The organism is Pseudogemmobacter lacusdianii, assembly GCF_030848395.1.
Classification (GTDB): domain Bacteria; phylum Pseudomonadota; class Alphaproteobacteria; order Rhodobacterales; family Rhodobacteraceae; genus Pseudogemmobacter; species Pseudogemmobacter lacusdianii.
The window spans coordinates 70,414-85,200 of record NZ_JAVDBT010000012.1 but is presented as its reverse complement, the minus strand read 5'-3'; the positions used below and the strand labels follow the sequence as shown (position 1 = coordinate 85,200).

Here is a 14,787-nt window from a genome sequence, read left to right as displayed (position 1 = left end):
GTACGAGTTAAGGTCAGCGTTTTGCTGCGATGAAAGGGAACTTCCGGGGGTATGATCGAAGAGAACCTGCTGCTGATCCTTGTCGGGCTACCCTTCGCAGCGGCTGTCGCCGCGAGCACGGTTTCAACGACGGCGCATTCTGCGGCGGCATGGGTCTCGGGCCTGCTTCTCGCAACGGGCCTGATGATCCTCGGGGTTCTGCATGAGCCGATCAGCCAGGGCGAGGTTCTGCGCAGCTCGGTCCGTTGGGTGCCGTCGCTGGGGCTGAACCTGACCTTTCGCATGGATGGCTTCGTCTGGCTTTTCGTCGCGCTTGTCCTGGGGATCGGCATTCTGGTGCTGCTTTATGCGCGCTATTATCTGTCGAAATCTGACCCGGTTCCACGCTTCTACGCGTTCTTGATGGCTTTCACCGGCGCGATGCTGGGCATGTTGATGTCGGGGAACATCCTGATGTTGGCTGTCTTTTGGGAGATGACCTCGATCCTCTCTTTCCTGCTGATCGGCTATTGGCATCAGGGGCAGGCGGCGCGCGATGGGGCGCGGATGGCGCTGATCGTCACCGGTATGGGCGGGCTGGCGCTGCTTCTGTCGATGTTGATCCTTGGCCAGATCGTTGGCAGCTATGATCTTGATCGGGTGCTGGCGGCCGGAGATGTCGTGCGCGCCTCGCCGCTTTATCCGGTGGTTTTGATCCTTTTCCTTCTGGGTTGCTTTACCAAATCGGCGCAGATGCCGTTCCATTTCTGGCTGCCCGGTGCGATGGCCGCGCCGACGCCGGTCTCGGCTTTTCTGCATTCGGCAACGATGGTGAAGGCGGGGGTGTTCCTGCTGGTGCGCTTCTCACCGGTCTTGGGACAGACCGATCTGTGGTTCTATCTGGTCACCGGCACCGGCATGCTGACGCTGGTCGTGGCCTCGATCATTGCGCTTTTCCGTCATGATCTTAAAGGCTTGTTGGCCTATTCGACCATCAGCCATCTGGGGTTGATCACCGCATTGGCGGGGATTGGCAGCACCGGGGCCATTTTGGCTGCGATCTTCCATATCGTGAACCACGCCGTCTTTAAGGCCAGCCTTTTCATGGCCGCCGGCATCATCGATCATGAGGCTGGCACCCGCGATATGCGCAAGCTGAGTGGCTTGATGCGCTATATGCCGGTCACCGGCGCTTTGGCGATCATCGCCTCGGGCGCAATGGCGGGCGTGCCTTTGCTGAACGGCTTTATCTCGAAAGAGATGTTCTTTGCCGAGGCGGCGGATTGGCACAATGGCACTTGGCTCGACAATTCGTTGCCGTGGTTTGCCACTTTGGCGGCGATCTTCGCCGTCGCCTATTCGATCCGCTTCATCGCCACCGTCTTCTTCGGGCCCGAGCCGACGCAACTGCCCAAAACCCCGCATGAGCCGCCGTCTTTGATGCGCCGTCCGGTCGAGTTGTTGGTGCTGACTTGCATGGTGGTGGGGATCCTGCCCGGCCTCACGCTGGGGCCAACTTTGAACCTTGCGGCGCAATCGGTCAGCGGCCCGGATACGCCTTACACCGATATCTCCGTCTGGCATGGCTTTAACCTGCCATTGGTGATGAGCCTTGTGGCTTTGGTGGCCGGGGCCTTGGTTTATCTGGCGCTGGGCGCGCGGATCTCGAAAGCGCCGGAATGGCCGCCGATGCTGCAACAGCTGCGCGCGCAACGGATTTTTGAGCGGTTCTTGCTGATGTTCACTTGGGTGCTGCCGCGCCAGATCCACCGCCTGACCGGGACCGAGCAGTTGCAGCCGCAGCTGCGACTGATTGTGCTTTTGGCGATTGCCGCCGCCGCGGCGCCGCTTTGGGGCGTGTTGCGTCAGGCGCCGGCGCCGCTGGCTACGGATTTGAACCCCGGCTTTGCCCTGATGTGGCTGGTGGGGGCGGTCTGCGCCATCGGGGCTGCATGGATGGCGAAATACCACCGCTTTGCCGCCGTGGTGCTTTTGGGTGGGGCAGGGGCTGTCACCTGTCTGACCTTCGCGTGGATCTCGGCGCCGGATCTGGCGGTGACCCAGCTTCTCGTTGAGATCGTGACCACGGTTCTTCTGCTCTTGGGCTTGCGTTGGCTGCCCAAGCGCCGCGAAGAGATTGAGGTCGACAAGCTGCGCCCGGCCAAGCTGCGCCGCATTCGCGATCTGATCATCGCGGTTGTGGCGGGCGGCGGGCTGGCCAGCATCGCTTATGTGATGATGACTTGGCCATTGATCCCCAATGTCGGCAATTGGTTCTTGCGCAATGCCTATAGCGAGGGCGGCGGCACCAACGTCGTCAATGTGATCTTGGTCGACTTCCGCGCCTTCGACACCTTTGGTGAGATCACGGTTCTGGCCATCGTCGGCATCACCGTCTTCTCGCTTTTGCGCCGCTTCCGGCCCGCGCCGGAGAGCATTGCCTTGACCCAAAGCCAGGTTGATCTGGAGGAGGGCAATCTGGCCGATGTGCTGTTGGTGCCTTCGGTGATCATGCGCTGGATGTTCCCGGTGATGATCGTGCTGGCGGCCTATCTCTTCTTCCGCGGCCATGACTTGCCGGGGGGCGGCTTTGCAGCGGGCGTCACCATCTCGATCGCGTTCTTGCTGCAATATCTGGCGCATGATGTGCGCTGGATCGAGGCGCGGCTGACCGTGCTGCCGACCCGGTGGATGGGCCTTGGGCTTTTGATGGCCGGGGCGACGGGGGTGGGGGCCTTCCTCTTTGGCTATCCGTTCCTGACCGCGCATGCGCAATATGTGAACATCCCGCTGATCGGCAAAGTGCCGGCGGCGACGGCGATGCTCTTTGACGCCGGGGTCTTCTCGCTGGTGCTGGGCGCGACCGTGTTGATGTTGATCGCCTTGGCCCACCAATCGCTGCGGATCGCGCGGATGCGCGAGCGTGACACCGCCGCCGCTGAGAAGGAGGCCGCATAATGGAACTGGTCCTGTCCGGAGCCATTGGCATTCTGGCCGCCTCGGGGATTTGGCTCTTGCTGCGCCCGCGCACCTTTCAGGTCATCGTCGGGCTTTGCCTGCTCAGCTATGCTGTCAACCTTTTCATCTTCTCGATGGGGCGGCTGACCTTTGGTGCGCCGGCGATCATGCCGCGCGGCGGTTTCGTCAATCCGGCCTCCTATGCCGATCCCTTGCCGCAAGCTTTGGTGCTGACGGCCATCGTCATCAGCTTCGCCACGACGGCGCTGTTTCTTGTGGTGCTGATCGCCTCACGCGGGTTGACCGGCACCGACCACGTTGACGGCAAGGAGCCGTAACTATGCTCCCCGGTCCCGATCACCTGATCATTCTTCCGATCCTGATCCCGTTCTTCGCGGGCGCTTTGATGCTGATCTATGATGAGCGTCAGCGTCGCGCGAAGCTCACGATCAGCATGATCTCGGTTCTCGCCTCGCTTTGGGCGGCGGTTGAGTTGTTGATCCGCTCAAAGGGCAGTGAGCTGACCGGCAACAACGATATCGGCTTTTATCTCTTAGGGGATTGGGCCGCGCCTTATGGCATCATTCTGGTCATCGACCGGTTGTCGGCGATGATGTTGGTGCTGACCGGGCTTTTGGCTTTGCCCGCGCTGACCTATGCTTCGGCGGCTTGGGCGCGGCAGGGCCAGCACTTCCACAGCATGTTCCAGTTCTTGCTTATGGGGCTCAATGGTGCCTTCCTAACGGGCGATCTTTTCAACCTTTTCGTCTTCTTCGAGGTGCTGCTGGCGGCCTCTTACGGGCTCTTGCTGCATGGCGGTGGCCAGCTGAGGGTGCGCGGCGGTCTGCATTACATTGCGATCAACCTCACGGGATCGCTGCTGTTCCTGATCGGGGTCTCTCTGGTTTACGGCGCCACAGGCACGCTGAATATGGCGCAATTGTCGAACCTTGTGCCGATGCTGCCCGAGGCGCGGCGCCCCTTGTTCCATGCCGGCGCCACGATCATGGGGCTGGCCTTCCTCATCAAGGCTGGGATCTGGCCTTTGTCCTTCTGGCTGCCCACCGCTTATATGGCGGGTGCCGCACCGGTGGCGGCGATCTTCGCGATCATGACCAAGGTTGGCGTCTATGTGATCGTGCGGCTTTCTTTCCTGCTTTTTGGTCCCGGTGCGGGGGCTTCGGCAGGATTTGGCGGCGAGATGGTGATGCTGGGCGGTATGGCCACGGTCACCTTCGGCTTTATCGGCGTCTTGGCTTCGCAAGGCGTGGGGCGCATGGCTGCGCATTTGGTGCTGGTCTCCTCGGGCACGGTGCTGGCCTCGGCCGGTTTTGTGCTCTCGGGGCAGGATCCGCAGATCCTTGCAGCGTCGCTTTACTATATGCTGGCCTCAACGCTGGCGATCAGCGCGCTCTTCTTGCTGATTGAGCCGATGGGCCGTGAGGATGGTGGCATTGCCGCTTTGCTGGCGCTGACGGCCGATGCTTACGGTCTCGATGAGCGTGAAGAGGACCGCCAACCCGAGGTGGGGCTGGCGATCCCCGGCACTTTGACCGTGCTTGGCTTGGCCTTCTTTGCCTGCGTGCTGGTGCTTGCGGGCCTGCCGCCTTTGGCAGGGTTCATTGGCAAGCTGGGCATTCTGCAAGGGCTCTTGATGCAGGGCGAAGAGGTGCCGCGTTTGGCATGGATCTTCGTCACTTTGCTGATCGTTTCCGGCTTTGCCACGCTGATCGGCCTTGTCCGGGTCGGCATTCAGACCTTCTGGGCCAGTGAGGGCGACCCGCCGCGCGTCTTGGCGCTGGAAATCGCGCCTGTGATGGTGGTGGTGGGGCTTTTGATCCTGATGACCGTCAAAGCCGATGTCACTTTGCGCTATATGCTCGACACCGCTGATGCCGTCTTGCAACCCTCGATCTATGCCGAGGGCGTGCTGGGGGCACCGCGCGCGGCCGATGAGGAAGCGGAGGTCGTCATCCCATGAGCCGCATCCTGCCCCACCCGCTGTTGACCGCCGCATTAACCTTGATGTGGCTCTTGCTGACCAGCTTCAGCCTTGGCCATCTGCTGCTCGGCTTTGCCATCGCCACTTTGGCGGGCCGAGCCTTGGCGCTGATTGAGCCGCAGACCCCGCATATCCGCTCATGGCGGGCGATCTTAAAGCTGATGCGCATTGTCTCGATCGATATCATTCGGTCGAACTGGGCCGTAGCGGCGCTGATCGTAACGTCGGGCCGCCACGGCAAGCGTGTCTCGGCCATCGTGGATATTCCGCTTCGGCTGAAGGATCCGGTGCCGCTGGCGCTTTTGGCTATGGTGATCACCGCCACGCCGGGCACAGCTTGGCTGGATTACGACCGCGAAACCGGCGTGCTTTTACTGCATGTCTTTGATGTGGTCGATGAAGATGAATGGCGCGCGTTGATCCGTGACCGGTATGAGGCTCTGCTGTTGGAGGCTTTCGCATGACCTTGGTGCTTTGGCTGGCGCTGAACTTCGCGCAATTCGCTTTGGCCTTGGCGGCTTGTCTCGCTTGTGTGCGGATCGTCATCGGACCGCGCGCACAAGACCGGGTCTTGGGTCTCGACGCACTTTATATGTGCACCTTGCTGCTTTTTATCGTCACCGGCATGCGGCTTGGCACGCCGTTCCTGTTCGAGGCGTCTTTGGTCATCGCCATCGGTGGCTTTGTCAGCACGGTGACTTTGGCCAAATTCCTTCTGCGCGGTGAGGTGATCGAATGACCGCGCTGGACGGATTGCCGCCGTGGCTGATGGGGATCGTTGCGCTTCTTGTGGTACTGGGCAGCAGCTTGACGCTGATTGGCACCATTGGCCTCGTGCAGCTGCGCAGCTTTTTTGACCGCATCCATGCGCCGACTTTGGGCACCAGCTGGGGGGCGGCTTCGATCCTGATCGCCTCGCTGATCAGCTGGTCTTGGATCGAGGATCGCATCTTCTTGCATGAGCTGGTGATCGGCGTCTTCATCATGGTGACGACGCCGGTGACGATGATGCTGCTCGGCCGCGCGACCTTGCACCGCCAACGTGCCGAAGCGCGGCTCAGCGCTTTGGAGGGGGGATCGCATGACATCGGCAATGCCGCTGATGAGCTTTCGGTCGAAGATGAAGCGCTGGAGCGCGCCGAGGATGAGGCCGAAGCCGCAGCTGCTGCGCAAGTGCCGCCGCCCGAGGCCGATGCAAAGCCCTAACCGCCTCTAACAGGCAAACCGCGCGCGGGGCTCAGGCCCTCACGGCCTGCTTTTGCTTTGGCAAGGCCGTAGGCTTTGGCTGGTCATGCGCCCTAGAATTTTGCGCCAATGGAGAAGTGTTGACGTGGCGTAAGTGCGGCCGTTACAACGTTGTAGGAACAACGCTACAAGTTGAGTCGCAATGACGAAGCCTGCCCCCCTGAGGCCAAAGCCTGACGGCGCTGGCAGCTCTGTCCAGCTCCTGCCGCTGAGCGAGCTGCCCGGTCCCAACCTTGCCATGCGCAAACTGCCGCATCCCGGCCGTTGGCTGGCAGCCGCCGTGGTGGTTCTCCTTTTGGCAGTGCTCGTGCGCGCCTTTGCCTTGGGCAATATCCGTTGGGAGATCGTGGGAGAGTTTCTGACCGCGCCGGTGATCATCAAGGGCTTTGGTTGGACCATGCTGATCACCATTGCCGCGCTCGCTTTGGGTGTGGTCTTGGGCTTTGGCTTTGGCATGATGCGGCTCTCGGCCAACCCGGTTTTGCGTTACGTCGCATGGTTCTACGTCTGGGTCTTCCGCGGCACGCCGGTGCTATTGCAGCTGCTGATCTGGTTCAATATCGCGCTGATTTTCCCCAATCTCTACATCCCCGGCGTGGTTGATGTGAAAATGGTGGTGGTGATGACGCCCTTTGTCGCCGCCGTCTTAGGGCTTGGTGTCAACGAGGGCTCTTACCTGACCGAGGTGGTGCGCGGTGGCATCCTGTCCGTCGACAAGGGGCAGGTCGAGGCCGCGCATACGCTTGGTATGACGCCGGGCCAGACCATGCGCCGTATCATCTTGCCACAGACCATGCGGCTGATCCTGCCGGTTTTGGGCAATTCGGCGGTGGGTATGCTGAAGTTCTCCTCACTCGCCGCCACGATCGCGATGACCGAGATGCTGAACGCTGCGCAGCGGATCTATTTCATCAATGGCGCGGTGATCGAGATGCTCTTCGTCTGTGCGCTTTGGTATCTCATGGGCACCTCGGTGCTTTCAGTTGGGCAATTTTATCTTGAGCGCCACTTTGGCCGCAGCCAAGGGGGCAGGGCATGAGCGCGCCCATCGTCAAAACCGTCGGTTTGCGGAAATCTTTCGGCCCGAATGAGGTATTGAAAGGCATCGATCTTGAGGTCACCCAAGGCGAGGTGCTGTGCATCCTTGGTCCCTCCGGCTCGGGCAAATCCACGCTTCTGCGCTGCATCAACCATCTTGAGGTGCCGAACGGCGGCTATGTTTGGGTCGATGGCCAGATCATCGGCTATGAGCTGCGCAAGGATGTGCTGCACGAGCTAACGGTAAAGCGGCTGCGCGCCCAGCAAAGCCAGTTGGGCATGGTGTTCCAGCACTTCAATCTCTTCGCGCATCGCAGCGTGTTGGGCAATGTGATCGAAGGCCCGATGGTGGTGCGCGGCTTGTCACGGGCCGAGGCCACGGAGCGGGCCATGGCGCTTTTGGACCTCGTCGGTCTGGCCGAGAAGGCCGAAGCTTGGCCGGCCGAGCTTTCTGGCGGGCAAAAGCAGCGCGTTGCCATCGCGCGGGCGCTGGCGATGGAGCCGCGAGTGATGCTGTTCGATGAGCCGACCTCGGCGCTGGATCCCGAACTGGTCGGCGAGGTGCTTGAGGTGATGCGTCGCCTTGCCGCCTCGGGCACCACGATGATCGTCGTCACCCATGAGATCGGTTTCGCCCGCGAGGTCGCTGACCGGGTGGTTGTGATGATCGACGGTGAGATCCGCGAGACTGGCCCCGCCGAGGCGGTATTGGCCGACCCCAAAGACCCCCGCGTGCGCAGCTTTTTGGGCCGTGTTTTGGCCCGCCCCGCAGAATGTGACGCTTAACGTTCCTAAGATCCGCGACCCCATAACAAACTGAACCAAAAACGACGTCCAACAGACAAGAGGATTAAGCCATGAACAAGAAAATCCTAAGCCGCACAGCCCTTGCCACTCTGCTCAGCGCCGCTTTGACCCTGCCGGCAATGGCCGAGGTTGATGCTGCCGCACAAGCCCTGCTGCCCGAGGCGAACAAAGCCTCGGGTAAGCTGTTGGTTGTGACCTCGCTTGCCTATCCGCCGATGGAATATACCGAAGCAGGCTCGGAAGAGCTTTTGGGCTTCGATATGGATCTGGCGCGGGAAATCGGCGCGCGTCTGGGGCTTGCGGTGGAATTTGCCAATGTGGAATTTCCGCAGCTGATCCCGCAGGTTGTGACTGGCCGCTCCGAGATGATCATCTCGGCTTTCTCGGATAAGAAAGAGCGCCAAGCTCAGCTGAGCTTCATCGACTATTTCAACACCGGCAACGTGTTTTACTCGACCGCCGAGCATAAAGACGCGATCAAGTCCGAGGCCGATCTTTGCGGTAAGACCATTGCGGTCGCCACCGGCACCAGCTGGGTGACTTGGGCGGAAGAGGTGGGCAAGGCCAATTGCCCGGCCGATAACCTTTACAATGTGATCCAGATCCCGACCCAAGCCGAACATATCATGCAGATCAAACAGGGCCGCGCGCAGGCCTCGGTGATCGGTGTCGAAGGTCTGGCGGATTTGCAGATCCAAGAACCGGATGCCTTCTATCAGATCGGCGAGATGGGCGATCCGAACCCCTATGGCATTGCCTTCGAAAAATCGAATACGGGCTTGCGTGACGCGGCGCTGGCCGCGCTGAACGGTATGCTGGCCGATGGCACCTATGGTGAAATCGTCGCCCGCTATCATCTGGAAGTGGGCGCTGTGACGGAATTCGTCATCGACGGCGCCAAGAACTAAGCGGGAGAGCGCGTGTGAGCGGATCAAGCGACACCACAGAGACGGCGGGGGCGGTCAACCCGCCCGCGCAGGCCTTGGCGGCGGTGACGCTTGATCCCTATAGCGGCGAACAGATCTACCGGCAGCTCTACCGCGGCCTGCAGGGGCTGATCCTGTCGGGCGTGTGGCGTGAGGGCGATATGATGCCTTCCGAAAATGAGATGCGAGACCATTTCCAGATCGCGCGGACCACGGTGCGCCACGCCTTTTCGCTCTTGGTCAGCGAGGGGTTGGTGCGGCAGGTGCGCGGGAAGGGCTCGATTGTCACGCATCGACCGGTCACCCATTCGGTGTGGAATTTCGGCTCTTTCACTGATCTGGCGCGGTCGCGGGGCAAACGGCCGGTCACGCGTGTGTTGGAACATCGGGTGGAGGACGGCTGCCTGATCTTGGTGCGGGCGCGCGGCCTTGAAGACCCGGCGGGGGGTGAGGCGGTGGATTGGCTGAACCTTGATCATTCGCGCCTGTCGGTCCTGCGCCATCCCGGGATTGAGGACTATGATTTCGCCAGCCAATCGCTCTACGCGGTTTTGCTACGCGATTATGGCCGCACGCCTGTCCGAGCCGAGGTGAAGCTTTCCATCCTGCCGCCAAGCCCACGCTTGCTTGAGGTCTTTGGCACTGACGATGGCGTGCCCGGATACCTCTGCGCCTCGGGCGAGGTGTTGGACGCGGCGGGAGAGGCAATCGAGCAGACCTCGATCGTTTATTCCCCACGGATCGAGATGAAATTTGCAACCCGCTGGGGAGGCGCCGAGCCGCGCCATTCCTTCAGCAAGGGAGACGAGAATGTCTAAACTTGACCGCGTTTTTGCGGAGTCAAAGCCGATCCTTGGCATGCTGCATCTTGGCGGTGACACGCCCGAAGATCGGCTGAGCCGCGCCGAGCATGAGGCCCGCATTCTGGCGGATGCGGGCGTTGATGGCTTTGTGGTCGAGAATTACTTTGGCGATGCGACGGATGTCGAGCGCGCGCTGGAGCGGTTGGTTGCGCTGAATTTGGGGCCGCGGATCGGGGTTAATCTTTTGCGCGACAACGACCGGGCCTTTGCGCTTGCCCGGCAATATCCAGTTGATTTCATTCAGATCGATTCGATCTCGGGCCATCTTTCGCCTGAAGATGAACCGGGTTTCGCCGCGCATCTGGCGCAAGATCGCGCCTCGGTCCCAGCTTTGCTGTTGGGTGGGGTGCGGTTCAAATATCAGCCCGTGCTCTCAGGCAGGACCGAGGCCGAGGATCTTGCCTTGGGGGCCAAGCGCTGCGACGCGGTGGTGGTCACCTCGGACGCGACCGGGCAAGAGACTGACCCTGAAAAGCTGCGCCGGTTCCGCGCCACTTTGGGCGATGCAACCCCGATCATCGTCGGGGCGGGCATGACCGAGGCCAATGCCGAGGCGCAGTTGGCTTTGGCCGATGGGGCCATCGTTGGCTCTTGGTTGAAAGAGGGCCATGTCGATAAGGGATTGATGTCGGCCGAATATGCGCAGCGCTTCATGGGGGCCGTGCGCCGGGCGCGGGCGGTGCTGGCATGATCTTGCGTGCTGAAGACCTGACAGCCATGGCTTTTGCGCCTTTCGGCCGGGTTTACGACCTGCGCGGGGCGGAAGATCCGGGCGTCAAAGCTTCAAGCGGGGATGGGTGGAGTGACCGCTTCATCCGTGGCTCGCTGATCGACGGGGCAGGCAGCCTTGGCCGCACGGTTGGCCCTTCGGCCCCGTGGGACTGCCATGAGATGGAGCGCCATCCTTTGACCGAAGAGGCGCTCTTTTGCGCCGAGAATCCGATCGTTCTGGCGGTCGCCCCCTCGGGTGAAGGCACGGCGCCGCTGGCGCATGAGGTACGGGGCTTCATCCTGCGACCGGGCCAAGTGGCTGTGATGTATCGTAATATCTGGCATGACGCCTGCCGGGGACTGCATGGTCCGACGGCCTATTATTGGATGGCGCAGACCGGTCTTGGCATCGACCCTTGGGTCGAAGTTGCAGGCGGCGCGGTGAGGGTTGAGCTGTGAGCGCCTTTTTCATCGGCGATGTGGCGCTGGACGAATATTACACGGCCGAGCGTTGGCCCGGCGTGGCCGATAAGGATTTCGTGCAAGAATTGCCGGCGGAATGTGGTGGCTCCATCGCCAATGCGGCCGTGGTGCATGCCGCCTTGGGCGGTAAGCCCGAGTTCATCTCGCTTTTGAACGACAGCCCGCTCTCGGACCGCTTGATCGCCGATTTGCAGGCCAATGGCGTCTCGACCCGCCATATGCTGCGCCAAGCAGGCATTCCGGACTCGCGCAACCTTATCTTCCTTGTCGGTGGGGAGCATGTCGTCCTGACCGTCGAGATGGGCCAGCAGCCAATGCCCTTGCCGCCCGCCACGATGGAGGCTCTGCGCCAACCGGGGCTTTTATATACAACGCTTTACCGCGTGCGGCGGTTGGTCGAGGCTGAGACGGGCCTTGGGCAAGCCGCGCTTCTGGCCGATTTGCGCCAGCATGGGCGCAAATTGATCTTCGATCTCGACGTGGGCGGCGCGGATGAGGCGGATCTGCCCTATCTGACCGGCGCCGAGGTGGTGATCTTTAACGAGGTTGGCTTCCGCGCCACCTTCGGCGCGGATGATCTGCATTTGGCCGAGCCGTGGCGCCAGCGCATGGGCATAACCCGTCTGATCCGCACGATGGCGGCCGATGGTGCCGAGGCGTTGGACCGCGGCCGTGTGACGCGCGTTCGCGGCCTCACGGTCGGCGTGGTGGATGTCACCGGGGCAGGGGACACCTTTGGCGCAGCTTTGGCTTCTGGCTTGGATCAAGGCCAAGACTTTGATCAGGCGCTGGAATTTTCAGTTGCTGCCGCGTCCCGTTCGGTCACGATACATGGGCCGCGCGGCGGTAAAGCCACGCGCGCCGAGGTTATGGATTGGCTCGCAAAGCGCTAAGGCGGCGTGGTTAATAGCCGCGCACCCGGTCCACAAGGTGCAAGAAGCTCTCGCCCGCCTCACCACGGCGAATGTTTTCGGCGATCAACACCGAGGCTGTTGCCGCCCGAGTGTCGGCGGCGACATGCGGGGTCACGGTGACCTTAGGATGGGCCCAGAACGGATGGTCTTTCGGCAAAGGCTCTACGCGGAAGACATCCAATGCGGCATGGCCCAAGGTGCCGTGATCCAAGGCATATAGCAGCGCCTCATCATCGATCAGCGGGCCGCGACCGGGGTTCAGGACGGCGGCCCCGGGTGCGAGAAGTGCGAGAGTTTCAGCGTTGAGCACATTCTCGGTCTCTGGCGTTTTCGGCAAAAGCGTCACCACAATATCCGCGCCCTTTAGCGCACGGCGCAGGCCATCCTCACCATGCTCGCAGGGGAAGTCCTTGATATCTTTGGGCGTGCGGCTCCACCCGGTCACGTTGAAGTTCAGAGCCTTCAGCGCGCGGGCGGATGCCAACCCCAGCACGCCAAGCCCCAGCATCGCCACCTTCCGCTCACGCGCCAGCGGCGGGCAGGTCGGATCCCAAATCCGATCGGGGTTCACCGTATAGCGGTCAAGCCCAAGATGATGGCGCAGGCTGTGGCCAACCACCCATTCCACCATTCCTTCGGTGAGGCCCGGATCGGCCATCCGCGACAAAGGTTGGGTGAGCGTGGCGTTGCCGGTGATCCGCTCGACCCCGGCCCATAGGTTTTGCACAAGCTTGGCGCGGGTGAAGGGCGCGTAATCCACCAATGGCGCCGTGGGCGCGGTCAGGATGTAATCAACTTGCGAAGGATCAATGTTGCCGCCCTGATCTTTGATCTCGTGATAGGCCACGAGATGCGCTGCAATGCCGGCTTGGCTCAATGCTTCCGTAAGGGGGGCGTGATACTCGTCCCAAAGGGCCGGTACGGCAAAAAGGATCACAGGCATGTCAGGTCCTTATCAAGTTCAGCCAAATTGGTAGGCGGGAAGTTTGGCCCCTGCAACCAAAGCCCACGGTTTTTCAACGCTTTTCCGGCTGATGCGGTAAGGGCCCCGTGACATCCGGCGCGACGATCCCCATATTCCGCCTATCCCCAAGCGATCTGGCCACCAGCCGGGCCGCGTATTTGGGCCCGAATTGAACAGGAGATGCCCGATGTTCCTTCAGACCAGCAAGACCACGATGGTTCAGCCCGAAAATGCACTCCCCGGCCGGGCTGAGCCGCTGCCAACCGCCGAGACGCATTCTATCTTTGGCCGCCCGTTGAAGGCACCCGTGCCTGAGGGGATGGAAGAGGCGATGTTCGGAATGGGTTGCTATTGGGGGGTAGAGCGGAAGTTTTGGAATGTTCCGGGCGTTTGGATGACGGCGGTCGGCTTCACCGGTGGCATCACGCCCAACCCGACCTATAAAGAAACCTGCACCCAACTGACCGGCCATAATGAGGTGGTGCGGGTGATCTACGATCCGGCAGTGGTCTCTTACGATGAGCTGTTGAAGCTTTTCTGGGAGAACCATGACCCGACCCAAGGCATGCGGCAGGGCAATGACATCGGCACCACCTATCGCTCTGGGATCTATACCTATTCCGACGCCCAAGCTGCAGCGGCCGAGACCTCGCGCGCGGTCTATCAGCAGGCGTTGACTGCGGCGGGACGCGGCCAGATCACCACCGAGATCATCCCCGCGCCAGTGTTCTACTATGCCGAGGCCGAGCATCAGCAGTATCTGGAGAAGAACCCCGCAGGTTATTGCGGCATCGGCGGTACTGGCGTCACCTGCCCAATCGGCACTGGCGTGCGCGCTTAAGCTGGGGCCTAACGGCGAACCTTGCGTTCATTGCGGGGCGAAACTGCGTCCGCGATGGCGCCGGGCATGGACGCGGCCGCGCATTGGCGCTAACCCAAGCCTGACCCGCAAGGAGCCCGAACATGCCCACCTGGACCGCCCTGACCACGCTCGACGGCGAAGACGCCGCCCAATCCTTGGCCGATGCGATCGAGGAGATGGTGCCAGAGCCTTATGGCGTTGGCGTTTTCGACATCGAAGACGGCTCCGGGCGCTGGGAAGTTGGCGCTTACTTCGACGAGGCACCGAATGAGATCGTGCTTGAGATCCTTGCCGCCGCCTATGGTGCGAAGCCCTTCGCCATCTCGGAACTGCCGGATGTGAACTGGGTCGCCAAGGTCCAGCGTGAGCTGCACCCGGTGGATGCAGGCCGCTTCTTCGTCTTTGGGCCGCATGACCGTGATAAACTGCCCGAAGGTCGCGTCGCGCTTGAGATTGAGGCCGCGATGGCCTTTGGCACCGGGCACCACCAGACCACGCTGGGCTGCCTTTTGGCCTTTGATAAGCTGTTCACCGACGGATATCGGTTCGAGAACGTGGCCGATATTGGTGCCGGCACGGCGGTTCTGGCGATGGCAGCGGCCAAGGTGCTGCCCGAGGCAAAAATCCTTGCGTCGGACATTGATCCCGTCGCGGTGGATGTGTCGCGTGCCAATCTCGCGGTCAATGATCTCGCTGGCCGGGTCACTTGCGTTGAGGCGGCGGGCTTTGATCATGTGACGATTCGCAAGGCCGCACCCTTTGATCTGGTTTTCGCCAATATTCTCAAAGGCCCTCTGGTTGAATTGGCCCCCGACATGGCGCGCTATGTGGCACCGGGCGGGCGGGTGATTCTCTCAGGTCTCTTGGCCACCCAGGCCGAGCAAATCATCGAGCGTTACGAAACTTGTCAGTTCCGTCTGCAATCTCGCGACGATCTTGGCGATTGGTCCGCATTGGTTCTTGAGCGGATCTAATCGCTCGGAAGTTTCAGCAGATTCGCGCGAAAAGCTGGCCATTTGTGGCAGCTTGCTCAAT

At 61.4% G+C, this 14,787-nt stretch carries 16 protein-coding genes; 15 read left to right on the top strand and 1 reads right to left on the bottom strand.

What is annotated here, in order from left to right; translation table 11 throughout:
* Positions 1–51: 51 nt before the first annotated feature.
* The 13 genes from Q9295_RS13120 to Q9295_RS13060 all read left to right on the top strand — a co-directional run bounded on the left by Q9295_RS13120 (position 52) and on the right by Q9295_RS13060 (position 11,905).
* Positions 52–2,937 (top strand): monovalent cation/H+ antiporter subunit A, encoded by a 2,886-nt coding sequence (locus Q9295_RS13120; protein WP_306681016.1) that lies wholly within the window; start codon positions 52–54, stop codon positions 2,935–2,937.
* Positions 2,937–3,275 carry a Na+/H+ antiporter subunit C gene (locus Q9295_RS13115; RefSeq protein ID WP_306681015.1) on the top strand — a complete coding sequence of 113 codons (339 nt, stop codon included), beginning with the start codon at positions 2,937–2,939 and terminating at the stop codon, positions 3,273–3,275. Before Q9295_RS13120 ends, Q9295_RS13115 begins: the two co-directional genes overlap by 1 nt.
* Positions 3,276–3,277: 2 nt before the next feature.
* A complete protein-coding gene (locus tag Q9295_RS13110; RefSeq protein WP_306681014.1) occupies positions 3,278–4,918 on the top strand; it encodes a monovalent cation/H+ antiporter subunit D in 1,641 nt (546 codons plus the stop codon).
* On the top strand, positions 4,915–5,403 hold the full coding sequence (locus Q9295_RS13105) for a Na+/H+ antiporter subunit E (protein ID WP_306681013.1): 489 nt from the start codon (positions 4,915–4,917) through the stop codon (positions 5,401–5,403). The genes Q9295_RS13110 and Q9295_RS13105 overlap by 4 nt, the downstream gene beginning before the upstream one ends.
* Positions 5,400–5,678: a K+/H+ antiporter subunit F gene (locus tag Q9295_RS13100; protein WP_306681012.1), complete on the top strand. Its 279-nt coding sequence runs from the start codon at positions 5,400–5,402 to the stop codon at positions 5,676–5,678. The genes Q9295_RS13105 and Q9295_RS13100 overlap by 4 nt, the downstream gene beginning before the upstream one ends.
* The gene (mnhG, locus tag Q9295_RS13095) at positions 5,675–6,145 is read left to right on the top strand and encodes a monovalent cation/H(+) antiporter subunit G (protein WP_306681011.1); all 471 of its coding nucleotides are present in this window, start codon (positions 5,675–5,677) and stop codon (positions 6,143–6,145) included. The genes Q9295_RS13100 and mnhG overlap by 4 nt, the downstream gene beginning before the upstream one ends.
* Before the next feature lie 181 nt (positions 6,146–6,326).
* Positions 6,327–7,223, top strand: a complete 897-nt coding sequence (locus Q9295_RS13090) for an amino acid ABC transporter permease (RefSeq protein WP_306681010.1) — start codon at positions 6,327–6,329, stop codon at positions 7,221–7,223.
* Entirely contained in the window at positions 7,220–8,008 is a 789-nt protein-coding gene (locus Q9295_RS13085; RefSeq protein ID WP_306681009.1) for an amino acid ABC transporter ATP-binding protein, read from the top strand. The genes Q9295_RS13090 and Q9295_RS13085 overlap by 4 nt, the downstream gene beginning before the upstream one ends.
* Positions 8,009–8,079: 71 nt before the next feature.
* Positions 8,080–8,937, top strand: coding sequence for an ABC transporter substrate-binding protein (locus tag Q9295_RS13080; RefSeq protein WP_306681008.1), 858 nt, complete (start codon positions 8,080–8,082; stop codon positions 8,935–8,937).
* Between the two features lie 14 nt (positions 8,938–8,951).
* Positions 8,952–9,773, top strand: a complete 822-nt coding sequence (locus Q9295_RS13075) for a GntR family transcriptional regulator (protein WP_306681007.1) — start codon at positions 8,952–8,954, stop codon at positions 9,771–9,773.
* Complete coding sequence (locus tag Q9295_RS13070; protein WP_306681006.1) at positions 9,766–10,509, top strand: BtpA/SgcQ family protein; 744 nt, start codon at positions 9,766–9,768, stop codon at positions 10,507–10,509. Before Q9295_RS13075 ends, Q9295_RS13070 begins: the two co-directional genes overlap by 8 nt.
* Positions 10,506–10,988: an ureidoglycolate lyase gene (locus Q9295_RS13065; RefSeq protein ID WP_306681005.1), complete on the top strand. Its 483-nt coding sequence runs from the start codon at positions 10,506–10,508 to the stop codon at positions 10,986–10,988. Before Q9295_RS13070 ends, Q9295_RS13065 begins: the two co-directional genes overlap by 4 nt.
* Positions 10,985–11,905 (top strand): carbohydrate kinase family protein, encoded by a 921-nt coding sequence (locus Q9295_RS13060; RefSeq protein ID WP_306681004.1) that lies wholly within the window; start codon positions 10,985–10,987, stop codon positions 11,903–11,905. The genes Q9295_RS13065 and Q9295_RS13060 overlap by 4 nt, the downstream gene beginning before the upstream one ends.
* A gap of 10 nt (positions 11,906–11,915) precedes the next feature.
* On the opposite strand, the gene Q9295_RS13055 is transcribed toward Q9295_RS13060, so the two are convergent.
* On the bottom strand, positions 11,916–12,869 hold the full coding sequence (locus tag Q9295_RS13055) for a 2-hydroxyacid dehydrogenase (protein ID WP_306681003.1): 954 nt from the start codon (positions 12,867–12,869) through the stop codon (positions 11,916–11,918).
* Between the two features lie 208 nt (positions 12,870–13,077).
* On the opposite strand from Q9295_RS13055, the gene msrA reads away from it, so the two are divergent.
* Both msrA and Q9295_RS13045 read left to right on the top strand, forming a co-directional pair.
* On the top strand, positions 13,078–13,731 hold the full coding sequence (gene msrA, locus Q9295_RS13050; RefSeq protein WP_306681002.1) for a peptide-methionine (S)-S-oxide reductase MsrA: 654 nt from the start codon (positions 13,078–13,080) through the stop codon (positions 13,729–13,731).
* A gap of 122 nt (positions 13,732–13,853) precedes the next feature.
* The gene (locus Q9295_RS13045) at positions 13,854–14,726 is read left to right on the top strand and encodes a 50S ribosomal protein L11 methyltransferase (protein WP_306681001.1); all 873 of its coding nucleotides are present in this window, start codon (positions 13,854–13,856) and stop codon (positions 14,724–14,726) included.
* Positions 14,727–14,787 lie beyond the last annotated feature (61 nt).

What these genes read in the sequence shown, in the direction of transcription:
- Q9295_RS13120 (WP_306681016.1), top strand. Translation starts at nt 52, where the DNA reads ATGATCGAAGAGAACCTGCTGCTGATCCTTGTCGGGCTACCCTTCGCA.
- Q9295_RS13115 (WP_306681015.1), top strand. Translation starts at nt 2,937, where the DNA reads ATGGAACTGGTCCTGTCCGGAGCCATTGGCATTCTGGCCGCCTCGGGG.
- Q9295_RS13110 (WP_306681014.1), top strand. Translation starts at nt 3,278, where the DNA reads ATGCTCCCCGGTCCCGATCACCTGATCATTCTTCCGATCCTGATCCCG.
- Q9295_RS13105 (WP_306681013.1), top strand. Translation starts at nt 4,915, where the DNA reads ATGAGCCGCATCCTGCCCCACCCGCTGTTGACCGCCGCATTAACCTTG.
- Q9295_RS13100 (WP_306681012.1), top strand. Translation starts at nt 5,400, where the DNA reads ATGACCTTGGTGCTTTGGCTGGCGCTGAACTTCGCGCAATTCGCTTTG.
- mnhG (WP_306681011.1), top strand. Translation starts at nt 5,675, where the DNA reads ATGACCGCGCTGGACGGATTGCCGCCGTGGCTGATGGGGATCGTTGCG.
- Q9295_RS13090 (WP_306681010.1), top strand. Translation starts at nt 6,327, where the DNA reads ATGACGAAGCCTGCCCCCCTGAGGCCAAAGCCTGACGGCGCTGGCAGC.
- Q9295_RS13085 (WP_306681009.1), top strand. Translation starts at nt 7,220, where the DNA reads ATGAGCGCGCCCATCGTCAAAACCGTCGGTTTGCGGAAATCTTTCGGC.
- Q9295_RS13080 (WP_306681008.1), top strand. Translation starts at nt 8,080, where the DNA reads ATGAACAAGAAAATCCTAAGCCGCACAGCCCTTGCCACTCTGCTCAGC.
- Q9295_RS13070 (WP_306681006.1), top strand. Translation starts at nt 9,766, where the DNA reads ATGTCTAAACTTGACCGCGTTTTTGCGGAGTCAAAGCCGATCCTTGGC.
- Q9295_RS13065 (WP_306681005.1), top strand. Translation starts at nt 10,506, where the DNA reads ATGATCTTGCGTGCTGAAGACCTGACAGCCATGGCTTTTGCGCCTTTC.
- Q9295_RS13055 (WP_306681003.1), bottom strand. Translation starts at nt 12,869, where the DNA reads ATGCCTGTGATCCTTTTTGCCGTACCGGCCCTTTGGGACGAGTATCAC.
- msrA (WP_306681002.1), top strand. Translation starts at nt 13,078, where the DNA reads ATGTTCCTTCAGACCAGCAAGACCACGATGGTTCAGCCCGAAAATGCA.
- Q9295_RS13045 (WP_306681001.1), top strand. Translation starts at nt 13,854, where the DNA reads ATGCCCACCTGGACCGCCCTGACCACGCTCGACGGCGAAGACGCCGCC.